Source organism: Azospirillum sp. UFLA03-27, from assembly GCF_059803775.1.
Window position 1 is genome coordinate 1 of record NZ_JAUQTX010000044.1, and the last position, 23,124, is coordinate 23,124.

The following is a 23,124-nucleotide window of genomic DNA, read 5'->3' on the forward strand; positions in this document are numbered from 1 at the left end:
ATAAGAGACAGGGGCTTCCTGTTCGGGGTGCTGGCGGGGACGGTGCTGGGGGCGCTCACCGGCTATCTGAGCTGGGCGCGCCGCCTGCTCGACCCCACCCTGCAGGCGCTGCGCTCCATCCCGTCGATCGCCTGGGTGCCGCTGTTCATCCTGTGGTTCGGCATCTTCGAGACCTCGAAGGTCATCCTGATCGCGGTCGGGGTCTTCTTTCCCATCTATCTGGCGCTGTCCGGCGCCATCCTGGACGTGGACCGCAAGCTGGTGGAGGTCGGGCGCATCTTCCGCCTGTCGGGGCCGGCGCTGGTGTGGCGCATCCTGTTGCCGGCGACGCTGCCCGCCTATGTGCTGGCACTGCGCGCCGGGCTGGGGCTCGGCTGGATGTTCGTGGTGGCGGCGGAGTTCATGGGAGCCAGCGAGGGGCTGGGCTTCCTGCTGACCGACGGGCAGATGACCGGCCAGCCGGCGACCATCCTCGCCTCCATCGTCGCCTTCGCTGTGCTGGGCAAGCTGACCGACGGTCTGCTGGCCGCCCTGTCCCGCCCGCTCCTGCGCTGGCAGGATTCCTTCAAGCCGGAGGGTTGAACCGATGCTGCGCATCGACGGGTTGAGCAAGCGCTACCCCAACGGCCATCTGGCGCTGGAGGGAATCGGGCTGGAGGTGGCGCCGGGGGAAATCCTCGGCGTCGTCGGCGGCTCCGGCTGCGGCAAGAGCACGCTGCTGCGGCTGGTCGCCGGGCTGGAAGCGCCGACCGCCGGGGAGGTCGTGCTGAACGGCCAGCCGGTGCGCGGCCCGCGCGACGAGATCGGTTTCGTCTTCCAGGAACCGCGGCTGATGCCCTGGCTGCGCATCCGCGACAACGTGGCCTTCGGCATCCGCCACTTGCCGAAGGCGGAGCGGGAGGCCCGTACGGCTGAGGCGCTGGCGCGCGTCGGCCTCGCCGACTTTGCCGGGGCATGGCCGCGTGAGCTGTCCGGCGGCATGGCCCAGCGCGCGGCGCTGGCGCGCGCGTTGGTCGGGCGGCCTTCGGTCCTGCTGCTCGACGAGCCCTTCTCGGCGCTTGACGCGCTGACCCGCTACGATCTGCAGGACCATCTGCTGAGCCTGTGGGCCTACGATCGCCCGACGCTGATCCTGGTCACCCACGACATCGAGGAGGCTCTCGTCCTGGCCGACCGCGTCGTGGTGATGCAACCCCGTCCGGGCCGCGTCCTGACCGTCGCGGCGCCGCCCCTGCCGCGCCCGCGCGATCGCGCCGACCCGTTGTTCGAGGTTTGGAAGCACCGGCTGCTCGCCGACCTCAGCCGGGCGTTCCGCCATCGCATCAGCGGCGAGGAGGCGTTCCCCGCCGCCGCCATCTGACCGCGTTTCCGTATCAACCGATCAACGCGCCCACGTCAGCCTCCGCCCCTCGCCGGCGTCGAACAGATGGGTGGAGGCCGCCGGCAGGCGCAGCGGCAGGACGTCGCCGGGCCGCGCGGCCACGCGCTCGCGGAAGACGCCAACAAAGGGTCGCCCGGCGAGCCGCCCCACGACCTGCGTTTCGGAGCCGGTCGGCTCGACCACCGCGACGTGAAGCGGGACGCCCTCCTCCGGGTCGATGAGGAGATGCCGATCAGGCGGTTGGAATCGGAGGTGCCGAAGCCGGCCAGACGCTGCAGGAAATGGCCGACCAGCAGCGTGCGCTCGCCGGTCACCGGATGCACGGACACCAGCGGATGCTCCGTCTCGTAGACGGTCGAGGTGAAGACCTCGTTGAAGCGCTTCAGCCCGTCTTCGCGGCTGTTTCCGCGGTCGCCCACGTAATCGCACTGGTTGGTGTGGATCGCCCGCAGCTTGTCGGCCAAGTCACGCAGCGGCTCGGGCGGTTCGGCATAGGTCGCACCCGGGCACACAAAGCGGCCCTCGCTGACCTCACCGACCTTGAGCGCAAAGCCGCGCAGGATGCGGCGGATGGAGAACTCGACATCACGCAGCTTGGCTTACAGCAGCTTGCGCCCGACCAGCTGGGCGCGGATCTCCTGGGCTCGGTGGACTTGCGGTGCACTGGCCGGAACCAGCCCACGCGCAGCAGTTAGGCGATGCCGAGGGCGTCCTTGCGGTCGGTCTTCACCACCAACCATGCCGCCACCGTCTCCGCGTGGCGGTCGGGCAGCAGGTCGATGGGACGGTTGCGTTCCAGATCGACGATGATCGTGCCGTAGCGCTGACCGCGCCGCCAGGACCAGTCGTCGATGCCGATGACGCGCGGCGTCGGCAGCGCCGGCAGAGGAACCGCCCGGATCAGGCGCAACAACGTGTCACCGCTGACCGGCATGGCCAGGCAAGCCGCCAAGCGGGCACCGGCCTCGCCGCCGGCGCTGAGGTCGATGCGCCGTTGCGCCTCCGACAGCCGGACGGTCCGCCGAACCTTCGGCAAGGCGACGGCCGGCAGACGTTCGGCGAAGATGCGGCGCGGGCACTCGACAGCGGCGCAACGGAACCGGCGAACCTGAAGGTCGAGTTGGCCGACCCGGCCCTGCCACGGCAGGTCGCCGAGGCGGCGACTGTAACGACTGTGATCGCGGCGCGAAGGACGCCGACACACCGAGCAGGCCGCCGCAGCGGCGCGAGCGCGAGCGGTTGGCTTTCAGGAACTCGGTGCTGATTACCTGGATCGCCGACACAAGCATCGAATAGCTCGGCGCCTCATCCGGCGTCTGGGTGCTCTTGGTTACACCGTCATGCTCCAATCCAGTCCAGCGGCCTGACTATGCCTCGGTTGCAGGATCCCCGCAGCCCACCGAAGCAGACTTTTCGGGCCAACCCCGCCAATCCCCCATACACGCACCACGCTGGCATGGCAGCAGACGTTCCCAGCCCCCTCAACGTCTGGACAGCGATTGCGCCCGTCCCCTGCACCATGCGCCGAATGAACGCAATACAAACAATTCGGCTGGTTGACAAATGCCACTCCCGTGCTCAGTCTTGTCTGGACACGCTCATACCGCGGTCTGACCACGTAGGGAGCACAGACGTGCAGGATACTCCGCTCTTCAAGAAGGTTTTCGGATCCGTAGCCGCCTCCAACATCGGCTCGGCTATCGGCGCGGCGGTGGAATGGGTCAGCGTTCCCGGCGGCGGCTGGAAGGCCGTCGAGGAGCATTTCGGCTGGGTGGAGGATCTGCTCCCCTGGGTCCAGAAGGAGCGTGAGGTCCGCTACTGGAACAACAGCCCGCCACTGCTCTACCGCCATATGGACATGGCCCCGGGCATGACCGAGGACGGCGCCGAGATCCGTTATCTGCTGGCGCTGGCGATGATCGAGAAGGGCGGGCGCATCACCGTCGATGATCTGGCGGCCATATGGCGCCGCGAAATCAAGCGTGAGCACATCGGCCGCCTGGTCAATCCACACATTGTGATCCACTACGACCGGCTGTCCGCCGGCGACGAGAACACGCGCATCAACCCGCGTCTGATCGGCGGGATGACGCCGTGGCCGGGGTTGGTCGACGCCGCCCACATGATCGGCCCGGTTGGCATCATCAACGCCGGCAACCCGCGTCAGGCCGCGCAGGACACCGAGGAGATCTGCCTGCTCATGCAGCCGGCGGGCAGCGGCGGCATCGAGGGCTCGAAGGTGATCGCCGCGGCGACGGCCGAAGCGTTTCGCCCCGGCGCCACGGTGGATTCGGTGATCGAGGCGGCGCGCGCCAATGTCTCGCTGCACACCCGCCAGATCCTCGACCAAGCACTGGAGATCGCCGCCAAGCACCCGGACATTCGCGAACTCCGTGAGCCCATCCGCCAGCACTTCATGCCGACCTACCCCTATGCCGACGCGGTGGAGACGGCGGCGGAGGTCCTGGCGCTGTTCTGGATCACCAAGGGCGACGTGCGCCAGGGCATGATCGGCGCCACCAACCTGGGCCGCGACACCGACTGCATCGGCGGCATGCTGGGTTCCATCTGCGGCGCCTTCAAGGGCATCGACGGCGTTCCGGCGGAATGGGTGCAGACGGTGCAGAGCGCCATCGACGGCAACGCCTACACCATGCAGAAGCTCTCCATGCGCGAGACCGCCGAGGGTTTGATGCGCGCCCTGCTCGCCAGCGCCACCGAGTTGCGCCGGCAGGTCGACGAGCTGGAACAGCTCGGCGGCACCACGGCGCCCGGCACCGCGCGTGCCGCCGAGTAGCCGATAACCGAACGCAACCAATCCCTGGGGAGGGAACGCCATGACAAAGTCCACCAACCGCCTGCGCCGCGCGTTGCTCGGCGCCGCCTTCGGCCTGATCGCCGCCGCCGGCATGGGCGCTGCGCCGGCGCAGGCGCAGTCCACCATCCGCATTCCGCACTGCTGCGCCGCCGGCAGCCACTTCGATATCGGCGCCAAGCGCTTCGCCGAGCTGCTGGCCGAGAAGACCGGCGGCAAGCTGAAGGGAGAGGTCTTCCCGGGCGGTCAGCTCGGCCAGGAGACCGAGGTCATTCAAAATGTCCAGACGGGCACCATCGAGGCGACGATGATCGGCCACGACCCGCTGGCCCAGTTCGCGCCGGAAACCACCATCCTCAGCATGCCGTACCTGTTCCAAAGCCACGATCAGGCGCTGAAGCTGCTCGACGGCAAGCTGGGCGAGGAATTGGCGGCGGCGCTCAAGAAGAAGGGCCTGAAGGTGCTGGCCTGGGGCAACAACGGTGCGCGCGTCTACACCAACAGCAAGCGGTCGATCGAGAAACCGGAGGATCTCAAGGGCCTGAAGATCCGCAGCCCGCAAAGCCCGGTGAACCTCGCGGTGACCAACGCCTTCGGCGGCATCCCCGTCGCCATGCCCTACGGCGAGGTCTACACGGCGCTCCAGCAGGGCACCATCGACGGGCAGGAGAACGCCGTCATCAACATCTACCCAGCGCGCCTCTACGAGGTGCAGAAGCACATGTCGATGACCGACCACCTGCTGTCCTTCACCGTGCTGGTGATGAACGACCGCCTGTTCAACTCCCTCCCGGCCGAGCAGCAGAAGGCCGTGCAGTCGGCGGCGACCGAGGCGATGGCCTTCCAGCGCGATCACGCCGCCAAGCTGTCCGACGAACTGACCCGGAAAATGGCGGACCAGGGCGTCACGGTGACCCGGCCCGACCTCGCCCTCTTCCGCAAGGAGGCGAAGGTTATCCACGAGACCTATGTCGGGAAGGCCTTCAGCCGCGAGCTGTACGACCTTGTGCAGAACGCCGCGAAGTGAAGGACCGGCCCTTTCCCCGACCTGGGGAAAGGGCCCCGCCCGCCGGGCAGGGAGGAGTCATGTTCAGCAAGCTCTACTCCGTCGTCGCCAGGGGCGTCGAACACGCCACATGGCTGCTCACCGCGGTCCTGGTGACGCTCGTCACCGCCAACGTCTTCGCCCGCTATGCGCTGGAGGTCGGCCTGCTGTGGGCGGAGGAGGTGAGCCGGCTGCTGTTCGTGTGGGTGGTCTTCCTGGGGTCCTGGGTGGCGCTCCGGCGCAAGGCGCACATGGCCATCGATGTGGTCGCCGAGCGCTTGCCGGCGGCGAGCCGGGCTGCGGTCGTGCTGCTCGGCCAGCTCTGCGTCCTCGTCTTTCTGTGCGTGGTCGCCTGGGCCGGCTACCGCTTGGTGATGACGACGCTCGACTTCGGGCGGGCCACGCCGATCCTCGGCATCTCGGCCGCCTGGGGCTACCTCGCCGTGCCCGTCGCCGCCGCGCTGATGGCCTTGGAGGTGCTCCGCGAGTTGATCGCGTCGGTGGCTGCCTCCGCCAGAACCGGCGCGGCGGCGCAAGGGCCGCTGCCCCACCACAAGCCCGTTTCGGAAGGGGAATAGTCCGATGTCCATGGCCGTGTTCTTCGCCGCGTTCGGGCTGTTCCTGGCGGGACGGGTGCAGATCGCCTTCGCGCTCGGCCTTGCCTCGCTGGTCTATTTGCTGCTGTTCCTGCCGCTGGTGCCGCTCGACGCCATCCCGCAGCAGATGTACGCGGGCGCGGATTCCTTTGCGCTGACCGCCATCCCCTTCTTCGTGCTGGTGGGCGAGCTGATGAACGCCGGCGGCATCTCGCGCCGGCTGGTCGGCTTCGCCCGCGCGCTGGTCGGCCATTTCGCCGGCGGCATGGGCATCGTGTCTCTGTTCGCCAGCATGATCTTCGCCAGCTTCTCGGGTTCGGCGGTGGCGAACGCCGTCGGCACGGGCGCCATCACCATCCCGGCGATGAAGCGCACGGGCTATCCGCCGGGAGTGGCGGCGGCGGTTGAGACCGCATCGTCCAGCCTGGGTGCCATTGTACCGCCCAGCATTCCCTTCATTGTCTACGGCAGCATCGCCGGCGTGTCGGTCGGCGGCCTGTTCGTCGCCGGCTACGTCCCCGGTGTCCTGCTCGGCCTCGGCCTCGCCGTCGTGATCAGCCTGATCGCCCGGCGCCGCGGCTTTCCGCTCGACGCGCGGGCGACGCTGCCACAGGTCCTGGCGGCGGCCAAGGACGCCGTGCCGGCGCTGCTGACCCCGATCCTGATCATGGGCGGCATCCTCGGCGGCATCATGACGCCGACGGAATCGGGGGCGGTCGGCGCCGCCTACGCACTGCTGGTGTCGAAGTTCGTCTACCGCGAGATCGGCCTGCGCGACCTGCCCGACATCCTGCTGAGCACGGCTGCGGTCACTGGCGTCGTCATGCTGGTGATGACCGCCGCCTCGGTCTTCAGTTGGATCATGGCTTTCGAGCGGGTGCCCACGACCATCGCCGAGACCCTGCTGGCCGGAATCGGCAGCCCATGGGTGCTGATGGTCGGTGTCGTGCTGCTTCTGCTGTTCATCGGCACCTTCGTCGACGCCATCTCGGCGCTGATCATCCTGACGCCGGTGCTGGCGCCCATGGCCGCCGCGCTGGGCATCGACCCGCTGTTCTTCGGAGTGATTGTCTGCGTCACGCTGACGCTCGGCGTCTGCACGCCGCCGGTCGGCGTCGCCCTGTTCGTCACCTCCAGCATCGCCAAGACCACCGTCGAGGACACCTCGCGTGCCATCCTGCCGTTCCTTGCGGTTCTGATCGGTGGCACACTTCTGCTGGCACTGCTACCCGAAATGGTCCTCTGGCTGCCGCGCCTGGCCGGCTACTGACTGCGCGGGGGACGGGCGCCATGGCAAGGGAAAGGCAGGGAGTCATCATGGAGCGCAAGGGACGCATCACGACAGAGGCGTCGATCGTCGCGCCCAGCGAGGCGCAGGTATTCGAGGAAATCTTCCAGTTTTTCAAGCGCCAGCTCGCCAATGGGGAGCTGAAGCCGTCTGACCGCCTGCTGTCGGAGCGCGAGCTGTCGCAGCGCCTGGGCGTCAGCCGCGCCAGCCTGCGCGAGGCGATGCGCGCCATGGCGCTGCTGGGGGTTATCGAGATCCGGCCGGGCCAGGGCACCTTCGTCCGCTCTCCCGACTTGCGCATCCTGCAGGATTTCTTTGGGGTGGTGCTGGCGATGCAGCCGACGGTCTACGACCACGTGCTCGAAGCCCGCGTCGCCATCGAGTGCCACGCCGTCCGTCTCGCCTGTCTGCGCGCCGAGGCCGAGGATCTGCGGCGCGTCCAAGCGGCGCTGCAGCGCGTCCTCGACACGGTGGACGATCTGGAGACCGGCGCCGAGGCGGACTTCAGGTTTCACGAGGCGATCCTGCGCGCCAGCCACAACGAGGTGCTGGTGTTTATCCACGAAGCGATCGGCACGTTGCTGCGCCGCAGCCACGTTGAGCGCCGCGCCGCGGTGATCGGGCAGGCAGACTACAGCGCCAAGCTGAGCCAGGCACACCGGCGGATCGTCGAGGCCATAGTTCAGCGCGATCCCGATCGCGCCGAGGCGGAAATGCGCGAGCATTTCCTGCTCGCCCAGGAACAGGCCGTCCGGCAGGTGCTGGGCGGTTCGCCGATCGCGGCCGCCGGCCAATAGCGGACCCACAAACGGAGAGAGACCACCATGCCAGCCTCTGCCCCCATGCGCATCGTCATCGGCTCCGACCACGCGGGCTTCCCGCTCAAGGGCCGCGTGACCGCCCTTCTGGAGAAGCTCGGCTGCACGGTCACCGACGTCGGCAGCTACGACGAGCGGCCGGTCGATTTTCCCGACATCACCGGGCAGGTGTGCCGCCAGGTGGCGGACGGGCGCGCCGACCGCGGCATGCTGGTTTGCGGCACCGGCGTCGGCGCCTCCATCGCCGCCAACAAGGTCGCCGGCATCCGCGCGGCGGTGTGCCACGACGTGCACTCGGCCCACCAGAGCGTCGAGCACGACGACGTCAACGTCATGTGCATCGGCGCCCAGATCGTCGGCCCCTGGTTGGCAGAGGACTTGGTCAATGCCTTCATCGCCGCGCGCTTCGACGCCACGGACGACCATGTGCGGCGCGTCGCCAAGCTGCACGACATGGACAAGGCCCGCGCCGCCGGCGTCTGACGCCGCGGCCACGCGCTGCCGGGGAGGCCATCGTGATCGTTGTGTTCGGGTCCCTCAACATGGACCTCGTCATGACCGTGCCGGCGCTGCCGCGGCCGGGCGAGACGGTACTGTGCCCGTCCTACCTCGTGCAGCCGGGCGGCAAGGGCAACAACCAGGCCGTCGCCGCCGCGCGCGCTGGGGGAACGGTGCGCCTGTTCGGACGCGTCGGGGCGGACAGCTTCGGGCAGGCACTGCGGGCCAATCTCGCGGCCAATGGCATTCCCGACGACGGGGTCGGGAATGCCGAGGCACCGACCGGCTGCGCCATGATCGCCGTCGACCCGGCGGGAGAGAATGCCATCGCGGTCGCCAGCGGCGCCAATCTCGAGGTCTGCGCCACCGACGTGCCCAACTCCGCACTCGCGCAGGGCGGCCTGCTGGTGACGCAGATGGAGGTGCCGGCCGAGGAGACCTGGGCGGTGCTGCGGCGGGCCCGAGCCGCCGGCATGCGCACGGTGCTCAACCTGGCCCCTGCTCCGGCGCCGACGCCCGAACTGGTCGCGGCGGTGCGCGAGACGGTCGACATCCTCGTGGTCAACGAGCTGGAGGCGGCGGCCCTCGCGTCCAGCGTGGACGGAGGCGCGGTGGCGGACGCTGCCATGCTGTGCCGCCGCCTGGCGGGCGCGCTGCACGTCGTTTGCATCCTGACCCTCGGCGGACGCGGCGTGCTGGCGTGCGACAACGGGCGAACGTGGGCGGTTGGCGCACTGCCGGTCATGGTGGTCGACACCACCGGCGCCGGCGACACCTTCACGGGTGCGCTGACCGCCGCGCTCGACGCGGGCGTACCGTTGCCCCAGGCCCTCCGCTGGGCCGCGGCGGCCGCCGCCCTGGCGTGCTGCGGCCGCGGCGCCCAGGACAGCATGCCGCATGCCGACCTGATCCGGAGGGCGCTGGCGAACATGCCTCCGGTCGTGGAACCGCCGATCGAACCGGGCGGCGCGAAGTGACGCCGTGAGCCAAGCCAGCGTGGTACATGGATGGGGAATTGGCGGCGGCTTACGGATCGGCGTAGAAGCCGGAACCCGTTGATCCTGCGCCTACAGTCGACCGATGCCGTTCAAACACCACGCGTCCCACCGCCACCAGTTCCCCCGCGCCAAGTACCGCACGACCAATGGGCGGCCTATGAGGCCAGTCTGCGCCAGCGTGGCAGCCTGAGGTTCAGCGAGGAGGCCGTTCAGGCATGGCGTACCGCCCCGCGGACCACGTGCGGCAGACAGCCGCGCTACTCGGGTCTGGCGATCGAGACGGCGTTGACGCTGCGGGCGCTCTTCCACTTGGCGTTCCGCCAGACCGAAGGGCTGATCGGCTCGCTGATACAGCTGTTGCGGTTGGACCTGCCGGTGCCTGATCACACAACCCTGAGCCGCCGGGTCCAGACTCTGGTCATCATGCCACGTCCGCTGACCGCTGGCCCGCTGCACCTGCTGGTCGACCGCAGCGGTCGCAAGCTCAGCAGACCCGACGAGTGGCTGGTCGAAAAACATGGCTCCACGAGCCCCTACTGCAGCATGCAGTAGTTCAGCGCGTGGAGGAACCGCTCCTCCCCGATCCAGCGCTTCTCGTCCACCAGGATGCGGTGCATCACCGCGATCTGCCCCGCCGGCCCGCCGAAGCTGAGCGCCGCGATCCGCGCCCACACCCGCGTGGCCTCGCCGAGGCTCACCCCATGCCCGCCGTTCTTCTGCATGGATACGGCTGTATCCACGATGGCCTGTTCGCTCATCGAGCGTCTTCTCGATCGCGCGTTTTGCGGAAGTGTTCGTAAAGATCCTCGAACAGGGCGCCACCGCGCTCCAGGCGGCGTTCGTCGTCGTCGGTCGCCGCGGCGATGCCGGAGAGCAGCGTCCGAATCCCGGCCGCCTCCTCGCGCTGGAACTTGCCGTCCTTCAGGTCGATGTCGTGGACGATCTCGGCGATCGCCTGGAGCGCGCGGTCCGGCGGCACGAGCTTCGCCAGCAGCACCTCGAAGGTGCACTGGTCGCCCTCGTGCGTGTACTCGGCCTCGAACATGTCGAAGCGCAACTCGCCAAGCTCCGGCGCGTAGCCCTTGTCCGGCACGAACTTGAAGCGGGCTTGCGGGTCGATGGAGCGCCGGATCAGCCACGCCGAGGCGATGCGGTCCACCTGCACGCCCCGGCGGGTCACCCAGGTCCGCCCCTTCAGGTTCCCAACGTCCTTGGTGGCCATGATCGTGTCCTCCTGGTCCGGGTCGCGTTCGGCCACGGCGAGCCGGGTCTCGATCCCGGCGAGCAGCCCCTCCGCCGTTTCCCGCCCGCCCGCGCCGAAGAAGTCGATGGCGACGATCTCCGCCAGCCGGCGCCGCAGGCGGGTCGCTTGAGTCCGGACGTCGCCCTTGCGCGCGCTCCACGAGTCCGGGTCGGCGGCGAGCCCCTCGGCCAGTTCGCGGGCGTCGGCGGCGAGCGCCTCGTAGTCGGCGTCGCGGGCCTTGTCGAACAGCGCCCGCACCTCCGGATCGGTAAGGCCATCGACGAAACGCGCCTCGAACACCGCCGCCTCACCGCCGCCCTCGGTGATCTCGCGCAGCAGCCACTGGAAGTCCTCTCGGGCCTGCTCACCGGCCGGCAGCGCGTAGAGCGAGTTCTTGATGGCCACCGCACCGAGCCCCTGGAGGCGGCGCCAGACCTTCACACGGAAATAGGCGGGCTTCGGCGGCAGCTGGTGGGCCATCAGCAACCAAGCGTACCGGGCGTCCGAGGTGGTGGTCGCATCGTTCATCGGCTACCTGTATCTCGGAGATATGAACTATGCAACACTTGTATCATAATCTGACGCCGGAGTACGGTTCGCGTGGCGCCGGATGCTCCGGCGCGTGCACAGGAGATGTGCCATGCCCTACGAGGCCGCACCGCTGCCGTTCAAGCCACCGCGGCTGAACGGCCTGTCCGAACGCCTGCTGGCCAGCCACTACGAGAACAACTACGGCGGGGCCGTCCGCCGCCTGAACGCCATCGAGAACGACCTCGCCCGGCTCGACTGGGCCACGGCGCCGGCCTTTGTGATCAACGGTCTGAAACGCGAGGAACTGATCGCCGCGAACTCGATGATCCTGCATGAGGCGTACTTCGACAGCCTCGGTGGGGCCGGCGATGCCACAAGCGATCTCGCCACCGCGTTTGAGCGGGACTTTGGGTCGGTGGAACGGTGGCGGCGGGAGTTCGCCGCAACGGGCAAGGCGCTCGCCGGCGGGTCAGGCTGGGTGCTGCTGACGCTGTCGGAGCGGGACGGTCGGCTGCGGAACGTCTGGGCGGCCGACCACACCCACACGCTCGCCGACGGCCGCGTGGTGCTGGCGCTCGATCTGTACGAGCATGCCTACCACCTCGACTTCGGCGCCAAGGTCGCCGCCTACGTCGACGCCTTCATGAGCAACATCGCCTGGGAGCGCGTCGAGGGACGCTACCGCCGCGCCGTGGAGGGACCCCGCCTGGCGTTGCCGTCCACCACCGAGGTTCCGTCGATGAGCGTTGGAGAAGCCCGGCGGGCCATCGAGGGCGGTGAAATCCTCGTTCTGGACGTCTGCTGGGACGAGGACTTGGCGCGTTCCCCGGATATGCTCCCGATGGCGGTTCATCACGACGCCCGCCGCATCGCGGAGTGGGCCGATGGGGTGCCCAAGGATCGCGAGGTGCTGGTCTACTGCGTGTACGGCTTCCAGGTGAGCCAGGATGCGGTCGCCGACCTTCGGCGCCGTGGTGTGCCTGCCCGCACCCTCGCCGGGGGCATCGCGGCTTGGCGCGCCATGGGGGCGCCGACGATGCCCAAATCCTGACCCGTCGCACAAGGATGTTCGTGGCGGCCCGTGCCGGATGGCTGGGGTCGGATACCGCCATCCTGGTGCTCCGCCCGGAGACCCAGCCTGGGGAGAGGAGCCGATGACGACTACTGTCTCCATGCTGTGGCGGGGCGATCCCGCCACAGCACCAGCCCGCCACCCGCGCCTTGAACCGATCTCGGACGCCCTGGCCGCGCGCGGGATCGCCGTCGTCGAGGTTCCGTGGTCGGAAGAGGCGGTCGAGCAAACGCGGGCTCGCCTTCTCCGCTGTGATGGCGTGCTCGTCTGGGTGGATCCCCTGACCAACGGGCAGGACCGGGTGCTGCTGGATTCGGTGTTGAGGGAGGTCTCCGAACAGGGCGTCTGGGTAAGCGCCCATCCCGACGTCATCCTGAAGATGGGCGTGAAGGAGGTCCTGGTCCGGACCCGGAGCCTCGGGTGGGGGACCGACACCCAGTGCTACGAGACCGCCGAGGCTTTCCGGAGCCTGTTCCCGGCGCGGCTGGCGGGCGACGGCGTCCGGGTGCTGAAGCAGAACCGCGGCAACGGCAGCCAGGGTGTTTGGAAGGTCGCGCTGTCCGACCCTCGGGCGGCGATCGGCCCGCGGGCGCTCGTGACCGTGCTCGAGGCGCGCAGCGACACACCCGAGACTGGCCTGCGTCTCGGCGACTTCATAGGTCGTTGCGAGGCTTATCTCGGCGGAGCCGGGCGCATCATCGACCAAGCATTCCAGCCCCGGGTCGGAAAAGGGTTGGTGCGCTGCTACATGTGCCGGGACAGGGTGGTCGGCTTCTCGGAACAGTTTCCCAGGAGCCGATCCGTCGAGCCGGCCATGGCGCCGACCTTCGGCATGGCGCGTGAGAAGACCATGCACCGGGAGACGGCGCCGCAGTTCCGGGCGTTGCGGCGGCGCATGGAAGAGGACTGGACGCCGGGCCTGCAAGGGCTGCTCGGCATCGTCACGGAGGACCTGCCGGTCCTGTGGGACGCCGATTTCCTCTATGGCCCGAAAACGTCGGACCGAGAGGACAGCTATGTGCTGTGCGAGATCAACGTCAGCTGCGTCGTCCCATTCCCCCTGACCGCGGTCCCGGTGATCGCCAAGGTCGTCGACGCGAGTATCGCCCTATTTCGAACGCAACGGCGCGTCCAGAGGCTCTGACAGTTTCCGGCGGCGACGATCAGCCTGTGCTCGCGCTTCGTCCAGCCGGCCTTGCCCTGCTCCCGGATGGTGCGTAGGGCAAGGCGGGTTTATGAGGCAGAGCTTACCGACCAGAACCTCCTACAGCTGACGTGGCAGTGACAGGGAGGCGGGCCGCCAACGGACGATGCTGCGCACGGCGTACAGAGCACTCTGATTGTCCTCGTTGGAAAAGTAGCGGCGCAGTTCCGAAACGGCCACCCATTCGCCGCCTTCCTCATAGGCCCGGCAGATTGCCGCGCGCTCGTCCTCGCTCACCGTGAACATGCCGCATCCTCCGCTTCATCGCCGGCGTCGGTCGGGATGGCTCCCGCATCCACCCCGGCCTCGGCAAAGGCGCGGCGGAGGGTTCCGTCAGGTCTCGCGCCAAGCCAGCGAGTAGGCGCAGCGGAGCCGTCCACCAGCACGGCTTTTGTTAGGCGACGGCGAGCATATCGCGCAGCGCGGCGACCCTCTGGACATGGATCGCCCGTCGGTGTGCCACCGGGACGTGCTGCTTGCGCTTGGTCGCCGGCCGCAGGAAGTTGCGCACTTCATCATGAGCGCGGCAGAAGCGGTGGGCGCTGTTCGGCTGCTGGAAGCCGCGCATCGACCGTGTGCGCCCTTGTATGACAGGCCCAGTCCATATTTAACCCTGGACGGCTGGTGACAACCTGTCGTCCGGGTTGACCGACCCCGTCGCGCCCGAGGCTCCGAAGCCGAGTGAAAGCTTGAAGGCGGCCAACCATCTTTGCAAGTCCGAACGGTTGCTTGAGCACGAGCTCGCATCACAAGGAAGGATCACGAGGATGCCGGAATCTGAACGAGCCGATCGAGATCGTAGCGTTCGCCTCACCGACCAGCTCAGGCGGCAGCTGCCCGGCTCCCTTGATCGAGAAGGCCTGGATCTCACTGCGCTTGATCGATAGCCCACCACTGTCGAAGCGGAACGGCATGTCTACGCCGGCGAGCTGCACCGGAGTATCGCGATCCACCTTGGCATTGAGGTCGAGCCCGCCGCGCGACAAGCCGAGCTCGTCGACCTTGAACACGATGCCACGTCCGCCGCTTGCGACCCTGCCGTAGGAGAGGTCTAGGCGCGCCCCGTCGGCGAGTGCGAGGCGCACGCCGCCTTTGGACACCTCGAAAAACCGTAGCGTTGCCGGCGTTCTGGTGATTCCCTTGGCTTGAGGGCGAAGGAGGACGGAACATGGCCGGTCAAGCTGGGCTGTTCGATCTTCAGGACCGCTACACCGAGCTGAGCAAGAGCGGTGATCCACTCGAGCGACTGTCGTCGGTGGTGGATTTCGAGGTTTTCCGCCCGCCGCTGGACGCGGCCTTGGGGCGCAAGGATCGCTCCCGGGGCGGGCGGCGGCCGCTGGACGCGGTGATGATGTTCCAGATCCTGGTGCTGCAGGTGCTGTACGGGCTGTCGGACGAACAGGCCGAGTATCAGGTGCGCGACCGGCTGTCGTTCATGCGGTTCCTCGGGCTGGGGTTGGGCGACCGGGTTCCGGACCGCACGACGATCTGGCTGTTCCGCGAGGCGCTGGTGACGGCGGGAGCGATGGAGGGGCTGTTCGCCCGCTTCGACGCGGCTCTGACGGAGCGTGGCTACTTCGCGCTGGGTGGCCAGATCATCGACGCCTCCATCGTGGAGGCGCCCCGGCAGCGGCTGACGCGGGAGGAAAAGCGCCAGATCCGTGACGGTGAAGACCCGCCCTGGCCGCCGGCCAAGGCGCGCCAGAAGGACACGCAGGCGCGCTGGACGGTGAAGCGGGGGCGGGTCAAGGCGAAGCCGGGACCGACGCTCGATGGGTCCGAGGCGCGCATGGTGGAGGGACTTCTGATCCCGGCGTTCGGCGACAAGTCGCATATCACCATCGACCGCCGGTTCCGCCTGATCCGGCGCTTCATCGTCACCGACGCGGCGCGGCACGACGGCGCGCAGTTGCCGGGCCTGCTCAACCCGGACGCTTTCGACAGCCAGGTATGGGCGGACAGCGCCTACCGCTCCAAGGCCAACGAAGCGGCCATCACGGCGGCGGGGCGCCGCAGCATGGTGCATTTCCGCAAGCCGAAGGGCCGGCCGATGCCGGAGCCCCACCAGCATGCCAACCGCGCCCGCTCGGCGGTGCGCTCGGCCGTCGAGCATGTGTTCGCCGACCAAAAGGCGCGCATGGGGCTGTTCATCCGCACCATCGGCCTGGGTCGCGCGACGGTGAAGATCGGCCTCGCCAACCTCGCCTACAATTTCCGACGCCTGATCTGGCTTGAGGGGCGAACTGCGCCCGTATAGCGCCAAAACCGCCGCATATTTCCGCCTTTTCAGCTAAAATCGAGAGTTCATCCCCTAAAAAACGCCGCCTTTCCAGCCGCGTGCCCCCTCATCGACATCAACGCGCGCTTAGGGGCGGTTTATCGAGGTGTTCAACGGATGGAGAGCGTCACTCCCTGAGACATACGAGGCCCCCAATCCCTCGGCGTGACGGTGGCAAGAACACGCGAAGAATGGCGGCAAGAGGTACGCCGGCGCCGTGGCCCCGTGGACGTGCGAGGGTCCTCTCGTGGACGGGCCGCAGGTTGTCGACATCCATCGGCTTGACCACGGTGGTGTTCATGAACGGGCCATTGAGGGCCACGACGCTCCGCCCGCCGCGGACGGGTCATCGACCGGCCCGACGCGCGGCTGACCCGGACAGGCGCGGAGACCTCGGGTCTCGGCCAGTTTGGAAGTCGACAGGTCGCACCAGACCGACAGCGACGGTGCCTTGAACAGAACCAAAGGCGGCCAAGTGTGCCCTACCCTTTCCAGCGGCACGCATGGGAGCGCGGCGATGGACGAACACCTCGATCGCCCGCAGGACGCGCCGAGCCTCCCTGTCGCGCACAGACCGCGCCCTTGGTGCGGCCTCCACTTGCAAACCGAGATGGGTGGCCGGCCGGACCCCATCATGCAAACCGATAGACCCGCCCCACGTCGTTCAAATGCTCGAGGCGAGCGAGCGCCTCCCGTTCACAACCCGTCTGTTTGACGAGCTCGCGATAGAGGTGCATGAACTCGCCACGGAGGCTGCACGCGAAAATGCCGGGGTCGTCGCTGCCGACGCTGACGGCTGGCTGGTGCCCATCCCCGCCCAGCCCGAGCCACCGGAACACGTGGTGTTCCGAAAAGTCCTTGTAGAAGGAAATCCGCACGTTGCTGGTGGGCAATGTCTCCAGGACGACGCGACGGCGTGCGATTTCCGCGAGGACGCGTTCTTGAAGGATGCGGAGAAGGGACGCTTCCAAGACGGCCGCGTTCTGCCGTTCGAACACGCGGCTCCGTTCGACCACGTCCGGCTGATGATAACGGCGAAAAAGATTGTACGCCGCCAGCGTCTTCGCACGCTTCCGACGCAGCCTGTTCCATTCGTCCGTTTCGTCGTCGGCCAGGCTCGTCCACATCGGATCCTCGGCGTCCCCCAGTCGCAGGGGATCGAGGCCGCGCAGTTGCCAAGCCACCCACAGAGTGTGACAGTCCAACTCCTCTCCATAGACCAGGCGGGCCAGGCGCTGAATGTCGTCCTGCAGCCGCCCTAAAACACCAAGCGCCTGGGGCTCGTCAAGCAGCAAGCCGTAGGCGAACACCAGGTCGTCCAACCGGTCTCCCCGACGCAGGCGCAGCGTCGAGGGAGTCCGCTCAAGCCAGAGATTCGGCGGAATCCCCACAGCGGTGCCGTGGCCGAGCCGGTTGCCGTCACGCAGGTCGAGGTACGTTACGGCTTCGTACACAGCGCGGATGCCGGAGATCAGATGCTCAAAGTCCTCGCCCGCGTGATAGGTGAAGTGGACCAGCCCAGCGCGGCGCGCGGCGCGATAAACCGGCGCGAACACCTCGGGGGGCGTATGCAGCTCGTTGGCCGCCGCGTCGATGCCGGTGACGTAACGGCGGACCCGCGGAAGATCGTCGAGCGCGGCGCGCAGGTGTCGCCAGCGGCAGGCAATGTCCAGCCGCAGCTGGCTGAATCGACACGTGCCCCCCTGATCGATCCGTGCCAGTTCGTTCTGCTTGATGAAGTGGACCGTCAGCCGGAGGTCCATACGCCTCGGGCGCGGTGCGTCGTCCTCCGCCATGAGATCGACGCCGTCCGGCACCCTCTCGCACAGTTTCGCCTCGCGCAAATAGCGGTAGTAGCCGCCCAGGACGGCGCGGATGGACTTTTTCAAACCCGCGGCGTCGGCCGCCGGTGCGAAGCGGCCCTCGATGAACGAAATGTCGCCCGCGACGCTGTGGGCAAGCTGGTGGAAACGCGCCGTGTAGTTCGCTTCGGAAAGCCAGCGGACGCCGTTGAAGGTGAATTTCTGGAACTGCTCGAACCCCCTCTGCTCGGCTTGGTGAACGCACAGCGGAACGAAGGTGGCGTTCAGAATCAGCAGGTAGATATGGAGGGCTCGAGCCAGCTGTTCGTCCGCCTTGCGCTCCAACAAGTCATACACGAGAATGAAGAACAGGATTTCCTGCGCCAACCGTCCGCGGACGGCGCCGCCGATGTGGGCCTCGAGCGGATGTCGGTCGTTGTCGCGGCTCTCCTCGAAATCCATTACGGTGAACGCCGCGAGCAAGGCCGACAGCTTTGGCGGTGGCCGGAGGCCCGGGCGGTCGAACACCCTGAGGGCCATGGCCAATCTCAAGCGGCGCGCCACCAGAAGGTGCCTCGCCACGTCCGTCGCTCCGCCACGCATTCCCAGTTGATCGTACAGTTCGCGGACCATTTCGTTCGGGCTGCCCGGCGCGGGGTCGTCGTCGGGTATGGCGTTCGCGAGCTGCGCCGCGAACAGATCGACGCTCGACAGGGCGTCCTGCCAGACCGTGTCGACTTCGGTACTGCCGTTGAGATGCAGGTGCGTTTCGTACAGCCCCTTGCGCGCGATCAGATCATCGACCGGCTGGCACATCGGTGTGATCAGGACCGTGTGCTCGAATGGTCGAAGATACCGCCGCGCGAACGCCTCGATGTCCATAATCCCCGGTGCCGGGGCACCGAACCGCTGACGAATCGCGAAAGCGATGATGGGCAGCGGCGACAGGCGGGCGAGTTCGTGCTGCCAGTCCCCGAACCGTTCGAAGTCGATAAAGCAGCGGTCTCCGCAGAACCGGATGTATCGGTCTGCGTACAAGCCGAGTGCACGGCGCAGCACACTCCAGAGGTCCATCTGCTGGCCGACTAGCCCGTCTCGCCAATTGCGGTAGACGTGGTCGGGAACGTCATGATCGACCATGCGCTCAAGGACGAGCGCGCGCCGTTTGACCGTCCCCACCGACGGCATCGTCTCCGACAGGTAATCCTGCAGCGTCACACTGTCTTTGAAGAGCTGCCGGATGACGCGGGTTTCCATGGTCGCCCTCCCCCGTTCACCCCAGCGGCGCCACGTCCGCCGACGTCGCCCTTCGGCTGCGCGCGCGCCGCTCCTTGGGGCGTGGCTCCGGCGGCTCGGGATCGCTCTTCGCCACCACCCCGACGACGGGAACGGAATTGAAAAGCGGAAAGAGGTTCGGAAACGCAACGACAACCCGCCGGTCATCGAGGGGACGGTCGCGCCTGGAATCATGCTGGCTGATCTGGCGGACGTCGTACGTCACCGTCAGGGCCTCAGGATTCTCTTCCCGAAACGCCAGCCGGCGCTGCTGCTTTCCGACGGGGCTGTCCGGATCCAGGTAAACAGACCAGAGCGGGCATGCGAAGATGTACGAGAAGAAGCGTGCTTGATCCGCATGCTGCAGATTGGACACGAAGATGTTGTCGGCGGTGATCGGGTTTTTCAGAATTACCCGGTCGTTTCTGAGATAGGTCAGTTCCTCGACCAGCACGGAATTCAGGAAGGCGACGATCTGCCGGTGCAGGAGACACCCAAGGAAGCGGTCTTTTTTGTCGATGCCGTCATCGATGCCGGTGAGGGTGAAATAGAAACGCCCCCAGGCGCGCGCTAGGACATAGGGCGGAAGGATCGGGAGGTTGCCGGGCTGCTGAGTGATCCACAGCATGATCCGCGCGACGAGAGGGTCGCTGCCGATGGGCCGCATCTCCGGCTCGTCCTCGAAAGGGTCGCGCTCCTCCGGCTGCCATATGGTAGGGTCGTACGGAGTTTTGGACACCCAGGGTGGCACCGGATAGGCCCGTATGAGGGACGAATCCCGGAGCGCCCGCACGACATCCCTCGCCCCACCCGCTCGAGATCGCCGCAGAATCTCGGACAGGGCCGCGATGATGCCGTGCACCGACACGAAGGTGGGCCGCTCGCCATTGGGTTTGAGAATGCGGCAGACGGGCAGGCCGACCATCGCCTTCATCGCTTCCGAGGTCAGACGCGCCTGCAAGCTGTCAATGGTGTTGTACCAGTTGCCGATCAGGACAGGACCCTCACCGAACCGCTCTCGTGCAAAGGCGTCGCGGATTTTCCCGTAGAACGGCTGCAACGGGTTGCCGTCCGTGGGCGCGTAGGTGACGAAGGTGATGCCGCGCTCCGGAACGTCCTTGCCGTACAGAAGCGCGACGGTGTCGCTGCGTAACTTGGCGTCGCGCTTGTAAGTCTGCACCGTGCCCAGCCGGACTCCCGAAGCCTCGTCGCCGTTGATGACGGCGACGAGGCGGCGGATGACTTCGACGCTGGAGCCGTAACGCTCCAGTTCCGTGAAGCGGACGAACTCGGTCAACGTCAACGGCTCGTCCTCGTCGTTGATGTTGACGACGGTCAAGCCCTGCAAGCGGTTGCTCAGCAGCTCGTGTCCGAAGCAGATTCGCAGCATGTAGTCGAGGGCAAGCCCGGGGCGGTCGAGGAACTGCCCGCGCAGCCAGGCACTGATCGTCATCAGCACGAGATTGCGGTCGTCATCGGTGTGCTCCGGAACGAGGGTGTGGGCGTTGTCCCACAGCTCATTCTCGGTGAGGAACTTGGCGACGAAGCCGATCGTCCGGCTGGCGGTTGCCAGCCGCAGCTCGTCGAGCGAGGTGTTGTGGCGCAACAGAGAATCGAGAAAGATCGACGGAAGGCTGTCGACCAGAGCGAGCCAGGGGACTCTCGATTCCAGCGTTGCGTTCCCCGGGGTTTCCCGGAAATGCGACAGCACCTGCAGAACGGTGCGCATCGGCTGGCGGAGCAGCAAAGCCGTGGTGCGGCGCCGGACACTGCCACGCAGCCCCAGGCCGTTGCGGACCAGCGCGTGCATGTAGTCGTTGAGCGGCACCGCCTCCCTCCCATCCGGCGGCACGACGTTCACATCCTCCATGCTGTCCAACGTGCGCAGCGAAATGCGGTTCTTAGGGGGAAGGACCTTGAGCATGTACTGACCCTGGAGGTGGTTCACCATGTCCAGAAGGCCCTTCTCCTGGCTCTCGTCGTGGTGCAGCTGGCGCTCCGAGAACTGGTCCCACTGCTTGCCGCGCACGAGGAGCGTGTACAGGTCCATATCGCCGGACAGAACGACGATGAACCGGGGCGAGGTCAGGTAGCGGCGCAGCAGTTCAAGAACGGGCCAGCCACGCCGGAAATCCGTATCGATGTCGTCCAGCGCCATGAGGAACACCTGCTTTCCCAAATAGGCAAGACTGCAATCGATGAAGTCGTGGAACTTGGTTTCCAGGTCCGATCCTGCATTGGCCTTTTCCAAACCCTTGCGAAGCACGTATTGGACATCGTCCCATGCGTCGCCGAGCGGCCTGTCCGGGCCGATGTGATCCAGCAGGGAAAGTCCATGCGCAAGGCTCCGCAGCTTTTCCTGCCAGGTGTTGAAATCCTCACCGGTCGGCTGCCAATCACCGTACGCCTGACGCTTCCGTTCGACCGCCCGTTTGATCTTGTTCAGAATGACGACGAACAAGTTTTCCTTGTTCTCGATCAGCGTCGGATCGACCACCCCCAGCGGCGCCACTTTCCTCCCGATGGTGACGCTGTAGAACGGGTCCGTACGAAACAGCCGGAAAGCGTTGCGAATGAACGTCGTCTTGCCGCTGCCGCGGCTGCCATGGATGACGATGGTGTCATGGCGTCGGTCAAACAGGATGTTGCTGCCGTCGGCGTCGACGTCCTCCGGCGAGGGCGCACGCCGGTCCATCGCGTCGAGTTCGCCCAGGCGTCGAGAGATCAGGTCCGCGAGCGAGACGAGCGCCTGCTGCTGAATGAGTTCACTCTTGTCCTTCAATTCTCGAACGTCCAACCGCTTGGTCAGATCGATCAACACGCGGGCCGGTCGCTTGTCTCCATCCATCGGTATCCCCCGTTTCGATCAGTCGTTTCGTCGCCACGCCCAGATCCCGAACGCTCGCGCGACAAACCCCACGGCAAAAAGTCCCGACCGCCACCGTCTTCAGCGCCGCCCCCCTGACCGTGATGGGAGGACGGTCGGGAAACGCCCGAAATGAGCACAACGGCGGCCCGGACGACCGAGCCACCCACGCCCGGCCGCCGTCGGCTGTCGGAGGAGCGGCGACTGGTAGCGGCGGCCCGCTGGAACCGGGATGCGCGGCAATGACCGACATGGCCGGCCTCACTCCTTCAGGCGGTGTGGGAGGCATCGTCCAGGATCGAGGGCCTTAGGGCCGGGCCGCCGGCGCCCTCGAAGCTCGCCATCGCTTTGAAGCCGAGATAGCCGGCGTGGCTGAAGGCGAGCAGCCCGAAGAAGGTCTCGTCGATGGGCGGCATGGCCGCGAAAGACGCCCGGCCGGGATCGCTGAGCACGGCGACGACGACGACGCCGGTGATCCGGTGATCCGGTGATCCGGTGATCCGGTGATCCGGTGAACGGCCTGGACGAGGTATAGCGCGTACGCTACGAGCAAAAGCAGCGTGGTCACGAAGTGCCGGACGCGGGAGATGTCGATGACGTTGCGGTTGCTCGCATCCTCGCCCGTAAACAGGTCGACCATTCCCGCCGCGAACGGGGTCAGCCGGGCGTCAAGCTGGCCGATCGTGGTTTCCTGGCCCGGGCGGACGCCGGGGGTGGGTGGTGCGGCGGGGCCGGGCAAATCCCTGTCGCGTTTCGACTGAAGGATGAAGCTGCTGGCGAACAGTGTCCCGCCAACGAGAAACAGCAGCGCCCACAGCACCCATTGGCACTTCGGAAACATGGCGGCCGCCGGCACATCCGTCCGGCTCAGGACCTGCTGGTCCTCGTGAAGGCCGATGTTCCAGAGCGAGAGCACGAGGAAACCAGAGAGAAGCACCGCCGTCCACATGAACACATGATCGACGGCGGTCGGCGGCTCCATGAGCGCCGCCTGCGCCGCGGTCTGGCAGGCGCTGATCAGCCCCCGCTTGTCGACGTCGTTGCGTTCGTCCTCGGACGGCTCGACCGGCGCGGGGAAGCCGGCTCCTCCCGTCTTGGCGGCAAGCCTCGCAAGCTCCTGGATCGCGCCGTCGAGCACAGAACCGCCGGTTACCCGAGACAGGTTTCGGACAACGGCCCAGACCAGATTGCGGCACTCCTCGACCGTCATGTCTTCCTCCCGTGACGACGGACCACGGCCTTTCCTGGGCCGCCTCCGCGGGGCGATGGACCGATCGCCGGCGCAATCGTATCGCCACCGCTCCCTCGCCGGTCTTTTGGCCCGGGCTCGTCGCCGTCAGAGCGGAGACGAGCCCGACGTCCCCGCGTCAGCCTCGCGGAGCCGGCTTTCCCGGAGACACCGGCCGCCCCGTCT

At 67.2% G+C, this 23,124-nt stretch carries 22 protein-coding genes and 2 pseudogenes; 13 read left to right on the forward strand and 11 right to left on the reverse strand.

Annotated features, from left to right (window positions below; all coding sequences use genetic code 11):
• Both Q4I23_RS09380 and Q4I23_RS09385 read left to right on the forward strand, forming a co-directional pair.
• Positions 1–582, forward strand: a 582-nt coding sequence (locus tag Q4I23_RS09380; RefSeq protein WP_498526036.1) for an ABC transporter permease, incomplete at its 5' end; no start/stop codon positions are given.
• 4 nt (positions 583–586) lie between these two features.
• Entirely contained in the window at positions 587–1,360 is a 774-nt protein-coding gene (locus Q4I23_RS09385) for an ABC transporter ATP-binding protein (protein ID WP_454019621.1), read from the forward strand.
• Between the two features lie 21 nt (positions 1,361–1,381).
• Here Q4I23_RS09385 and Q4I23_RS09390 read toward each other — a convergent pair whose 3' ends face one another.
• The 3 genes and pseudogenes from Q4I23_RS09390 to Q4I23_RS09400 all read right to left on the reverse strand — a co-directional run.
• The gene (locus tag Q4I23_RS09390) at positions 1,382–1,564 is read right to left on the reverse strand and encodes a TOBE domain-containing protein (protein WP_498526037.1); all 183 of its coding nucleotides are present in this window, start codon (positions 1,562–1,564) and stop codon (positions 1,382–1,384) included.
• A 107-nt stretch (positions 1,565–1,671) separates the two neighbouring features.
• Positions 1,672–1,893 (reverse strand): annotated as a pseudogene (locus tag Q4I23_RS09395) (TauD/TfdA family dioxygenase); the annotation flags it as partial.
• Positions 1,894–2,114: 221 nt separating this feature from the next.
• Positions 2,115–2,621, reverse strand: a pseudogene (locus tag Q4I23_RS09400) (transposase family protein); the annotation flags it as partial.
• Positions 2,622–3,014: 393 nt separating this feature from the next.
• Here Q4I23_RS09400 and Q4I23_RS09405 point away from each other — a divergent pair.
• Genes Q4I23_RS09405 through Q4I23_RS09440 form a run of 8 tightly spaced genes read left to right on the forward strand, consistent with a single transcriptional unit; the run spans position 3,015 to position 9,991 of the window.
• Positions 3,015–4,178: an ADP-ribosylglycohydrolase family protein gene (locus Q4I23_RS09405; protein ID WP_454019623.1), complete on the forward strand. Its 1,164-nt coding sequence runs from the start codon at positions 3,015–3,017 to the stop codon at positions 4,176–4,178.
• Positions 4,179–4,218: 40 nt separating this feature from the next.
• The gene (locus tag Q4I23_RS09410; RefSeq protein ID WP_498526038.1) at positions 4,219–5,223 is read left to right on the forward strand and encodes a TRAP transporter substrate-binding protein; all 1,005 of its coding nucleotides are present in this window, start codon (positions 4,219–4,221) and stop codon (positions 5,221–5,223) included.
• Positions 5,224–5,282: 59 nt separating this feature from the next.
• Positions 5,283–5,819, forward strand: coding sequence for a TRAP transporter small permease (locus Q4I23_RS09415; protein WP_498526039.1), 537 nt, complete (start codon positions 5,283–5,285; stop codon positions 5,817–5,819).
• A gap of 4 nt (positions 5,820–5,823) precedes the next feature.
• Positions 5,824–7,107, forward strand: coding sequence for a TRAP transporter large permease (locus Q4I23_RS09420; RefSeq protein ID WP_498526040.1), 1,284 nt, complete (start codon positions 5,824–5,826; stop codon positions 7,105–7,107).
• A gap of 20 nt (positions 7,108–7,127) precedes the next feature.
• The gene (locus Q4I23_RS09425) at positions 7,128–7,922 is read left to right on the forward strand and encodes a FadR/GntR family transcriptional regulator (protein WP_498526041.1); all 795 of its coding nucleotides are present in this window, start codon (positions 7,128–7,130) and stop codon (positions 7,920–7,922) included.
• Positions 7,923–7,949: 27 nt separating this feature from the next.
• Positions 7,950–8,426 carry a ribose 5-phosphate isomerase B gene (gene rpiB / locus Q4I23_RS09430; RefSeq protein ID WP_454019628.1) on the forward strand — a complete coding sequence of 159 codons (477 nt, stop codon included), beginning with the start codon at positions 7,950–7,952 and terminating at the stop codon, positions 8,424–8,426.
• A gap of 32 nt (positions 8,427–8,458) precedes the next feature.
• Positions 8,459–9,418: a ribokinase gene (locus tag Q4I23_RS09435; RefSeq protein ID WP_498526042.1), complete on the forward strand. Its 960-nt coding sequence runs from the start codon at positions 8,459–8,461 to the stop codon at positions 9,416–9,418.
• A gap of 30 nt (positions 9,419–9,448) precedes the next feature.
• Entirely contained in the window at positions 9,449–9,991 is a 543-nt protein-coding gene (locus Q4I23_RS09440; protein WP_498526043.1) for a transposase, read from the forward strand.
• On the opposite strand, the gene Q4I23_RS09445 is transcribed toward Q4I23_RS09440, so the two are convergent.
• Both Q4I23_RS09445 and Q4I23_RS09450 read right to left on the reverse strand, forming a co-directional pair.
• A complete protein-coding gene (locus tag Q4I23_RS09445; protein ID WP_498526044.1) occupies positions 9,973–10,197 on the reverse strand; it encodes a chromate transporter in 225 nt (74 codons plus the stop codon). The two genes, Q4I23_RS09440 and Q4I23_RS09445, sit on opposite strands and share 19 nt — an antisense overlap.
• Complete coding sequence (locus Q4I23_RS09450; RefSeq protein ID WP_498526045.1) at positions 10,194–11,210, reverse strand: chromate resistance protein ChrB domain-containing protein; 1,017 nt, start codon at positions 11,208–11,210, stop codon at positions 10,194–10,196. The genes Q4I23_RS09445 and Q4I23_RS09450 overlap by 4 nt, the downstream gene beginning before the upstream one ends.
• A gap of 112 nt (positions 11,211–11,322) precedes the next feature.
• Here Q4I23_RS09450 and Q4I23_RS09455 point away from each other — a divergent pair, with 112 nt between their 5' ends.
• Both Q4I23_RS09455 and Q4I23_RS09460 read left to right on the forward strand, forming a co-directional pair.
• Positions 11,323–12,264 (forward strand): Fe-Mn family superoxide dismutase, encoded by a 942-nt coding sequence (locus Q4I23_RS09455; protein ID WP_498526046.1) that lies wholly within the window; start codon positions 11,323–11,325, stop codon positions 12,262–12,264.
• A gap of 103 nt (positions 12,265–12,367) precedes the next feature.
• Complete coding sequence (locus tag Q4I23_RS09460) at positions 12,368–13,429, forward strand: Cj0069 family protein (RefSeq protein WP_498526047.1); 1,062 nt, start codon at positions 12,368–12,370, stop codon at positions 13,427–13,429.
• Between the two features lie 120 nt (positions 13,430–13,549).
• Here the strand turns inward: Q4I23_RS09460 and Q4I23_RS09465 are convergent, their stop codons facing one another.
• The 3 genes from Q4I23_RS09465 to Q4I23_RS09475 form a co-directional block, all read right to left on the reverse strand.
• Positions 13,550–13,735: a hypothetical protein gene (locus Q4I23_RS09465; protein ID WP_498526048.1), complete on the reverse strand. Its 186-nt coding sequence runs from the start codon at positions 13,733–13,735 to the stop codon at positions 13,550–13,552.
• A 148-nt stretch (positions 13,736–13,883) separates the two neighbouring features.
• Complete coding sequence (locus Q4I23_RS09470; RefSeq protein ID WP_454019636.1) at positions 13,884–14,057, reverse strand: hypothetical protein; 174 nt, start codon at positions 14,055–14,057, stop codon at positions 13,884–13,886.
• 178 nt (positions 14,058–14,235) lie between these two features.
• Positions 14,236–14,499: a hypothetical protein gene (locus tag Q4I23_RS09475; RefSeq protein ID WP_498526049.1), complete on the reverse strand. Its 264-nt coding sequence runs from the start codon at positions 14,497–14,499 to the stop codon at positions 14,236–14,238.
• Between the two features lie 158 nt (positions 14,500–14,657).
• Between Q4I23_RS09475 and Q4I23_RS09480 the strand changes: the two genes are divergently transcribed.
• Positions 14,658–15,746, forward strand: a complete 1,089-nt coding sequence (locus Q4I23_RS09480) for an IS5 family transposase (protein ID WP_498526050.1) — start codon at positions 14,658–14,660, stop codon at positions 15,744–15,746.
• Positions 15,747–16,399: 653 nt separating this feature from the next.
• Here Q4I23_RS09480 and Q4I23_RS09485 read toward each other — a convergent pair.
• The 3 genes from Q4I23_RS09485 to Q4I23_RS09495 form a co-directional block, all read right to left on the reverse strand.
• Positions 16,400–18,826 (reverse strand): hypothetical protein, encoded by a 2,427-nt coding sequence (locus Q4I23_RS09485; RefSeq protein ID WP_498526051.1) that lies wholly within the window; start codon positions 18,824–18,826, stop codon positions 16,400–16,402.
• Positions 18,827–18,842: 16 nt separating this feature from the next.
• Entirely contained in the window at positions 18,843–21,692 is a 2,850-nt protein-coding gene (locus tag Q4I23_RS09490) for a P-loop NTPase fold protein (RefSeq protein WP_498526052.1), read from the reverse strand.
• A 325-nt stretch (positions 21,693–22,017) separates the two neighbouring features.
• Positions 22,018–22,920, reverse strand: coding sequence for a hypothetical protein (locus Q4I23_RS09495; RefSeq protein WP_498526053.1), 903 nt, complete (start codon positions 22,918–22,920; stop codon positions 22,018–22,020).
• Between the last annotated feature and the right edge of the window lie 204 nt (positions 22,921–23,124).

Coding starts and splice junctions, on each gene's coding strand:
- Q4I23_RS09445 (WP_498526044.1), bottom strand. CDS start 10,197: ATGAGCGAACAGGCCATCGTGGATACAGCCGTATCCATGCAGAAGAAC.
- Q4I23_RS09490 (WP_498526052.1), bottom strand. CDS start 21,692: ATGGATGGAGACAAGCGACCGGCCCGCGTGTTGATCGATCTGACCAAG.
- Q4I23_RS09495 (WP_498526053.1), bottom strand. CDS start 22,920: ATGACGGTCGAGGAGTGCCGCAATCTGGTCTGGGCCGTTGTCCGAAAC.
- Q4I23_RS09470 (WP_454019636.1), bottom strand. CDS start 14,057: ATGCGCGGCTTCCAGCAGCCGAACAGCGCCCACCGCTTCTGCCGCGCT.
- Q4I23_RS09480 (WP_498526050.1), top strand. CDS start 14,658: ATGGCCGGTCAAGCTGGGCTGTTCGATCTTCAGGACCGCTACACCGAG.
- Q4I23_RS09450 (WP_498526045.1), bottom strand. CDS start 11,210: ATGAACGATGCGACCACCACCTCGGACGCCCGGTACGCTTGGTTGCTG.
- Q4I23_RS09455 (WP_498526046.1), top strand. CDS start 11,323: ATGCCCTACGAGGCCGCACCGCTGCCGTTCAAGCCACCGCGGCTGAAC.
- Q4I23_RS09485 (WP_498526051.1), bottom strand. CDS start 18,826: ATGGAAACCCGCGTCATCCGGCAGCTCTTCAAAGACAGTGTGACGCTG.
- Q4I23_RS09440 (WP_498526043.1), top strand. CDS start 9,449: ATGGGGAATTGGCGGCGGCTTACGGATCGGCGTAGAAGCCGGAACCCG.
- Q4I23_RS09415 (WP_498526039.1), top strand. CDS start 5,283: ATGTTCAGCAAGCTCTACTCCGTCGTCGCCAGGGGCGTCGAACACGCC.
- Q4I23_RS09410 (WP_498526038.1), top strand. CDS start 4,219: ATGACAAAGTCCACCAACCGCCTGCGCCGCGCGTTGCTCGGCGCCGCC.
- Q4I23_RS09425 (WP_498526041.1), top strand. CDS start 7,128: ATGGCAAGGGAAAGGCAGGGAGTCATCATGGAGCGCAAGGGACGCATC.
- Q4I23_RS09385 (WP_454019621.1), top strand. CDS start 587: ATGCTGCGCATCGACGGGTTGAGCAAGCGCTACCCCAACGGCCATCTG.
- Q4I23_RS09460 (WP_498526047.1), top strand. CDS start 12,368: ATGACGACTACTGTCTCCATGCTGTGGCGGGGCGATCCCGCCACAGCA.
- rpiB (WP_454019628.1), top strand. CDS start 7,950: ATGCCAGCCTCTGCCCCCATGCGCATCGTCATCGGCTCCGACCACGCG.
- Q4I23_RS09420 (WP_498526040.1), top strand. CDS start 5,824: ATGTCCATGGCCGTGTTCTTCGCCGCGTTCGGGCTGTTCCTGGCGGGA.
- Q4I23_RS09465 (WP_498526048.1), bottom strand. CDS start 13,735: ATGTTCACGGTGAGCGAGGACGAGCGCGCGGCAATCTGCCGGGCCTAT.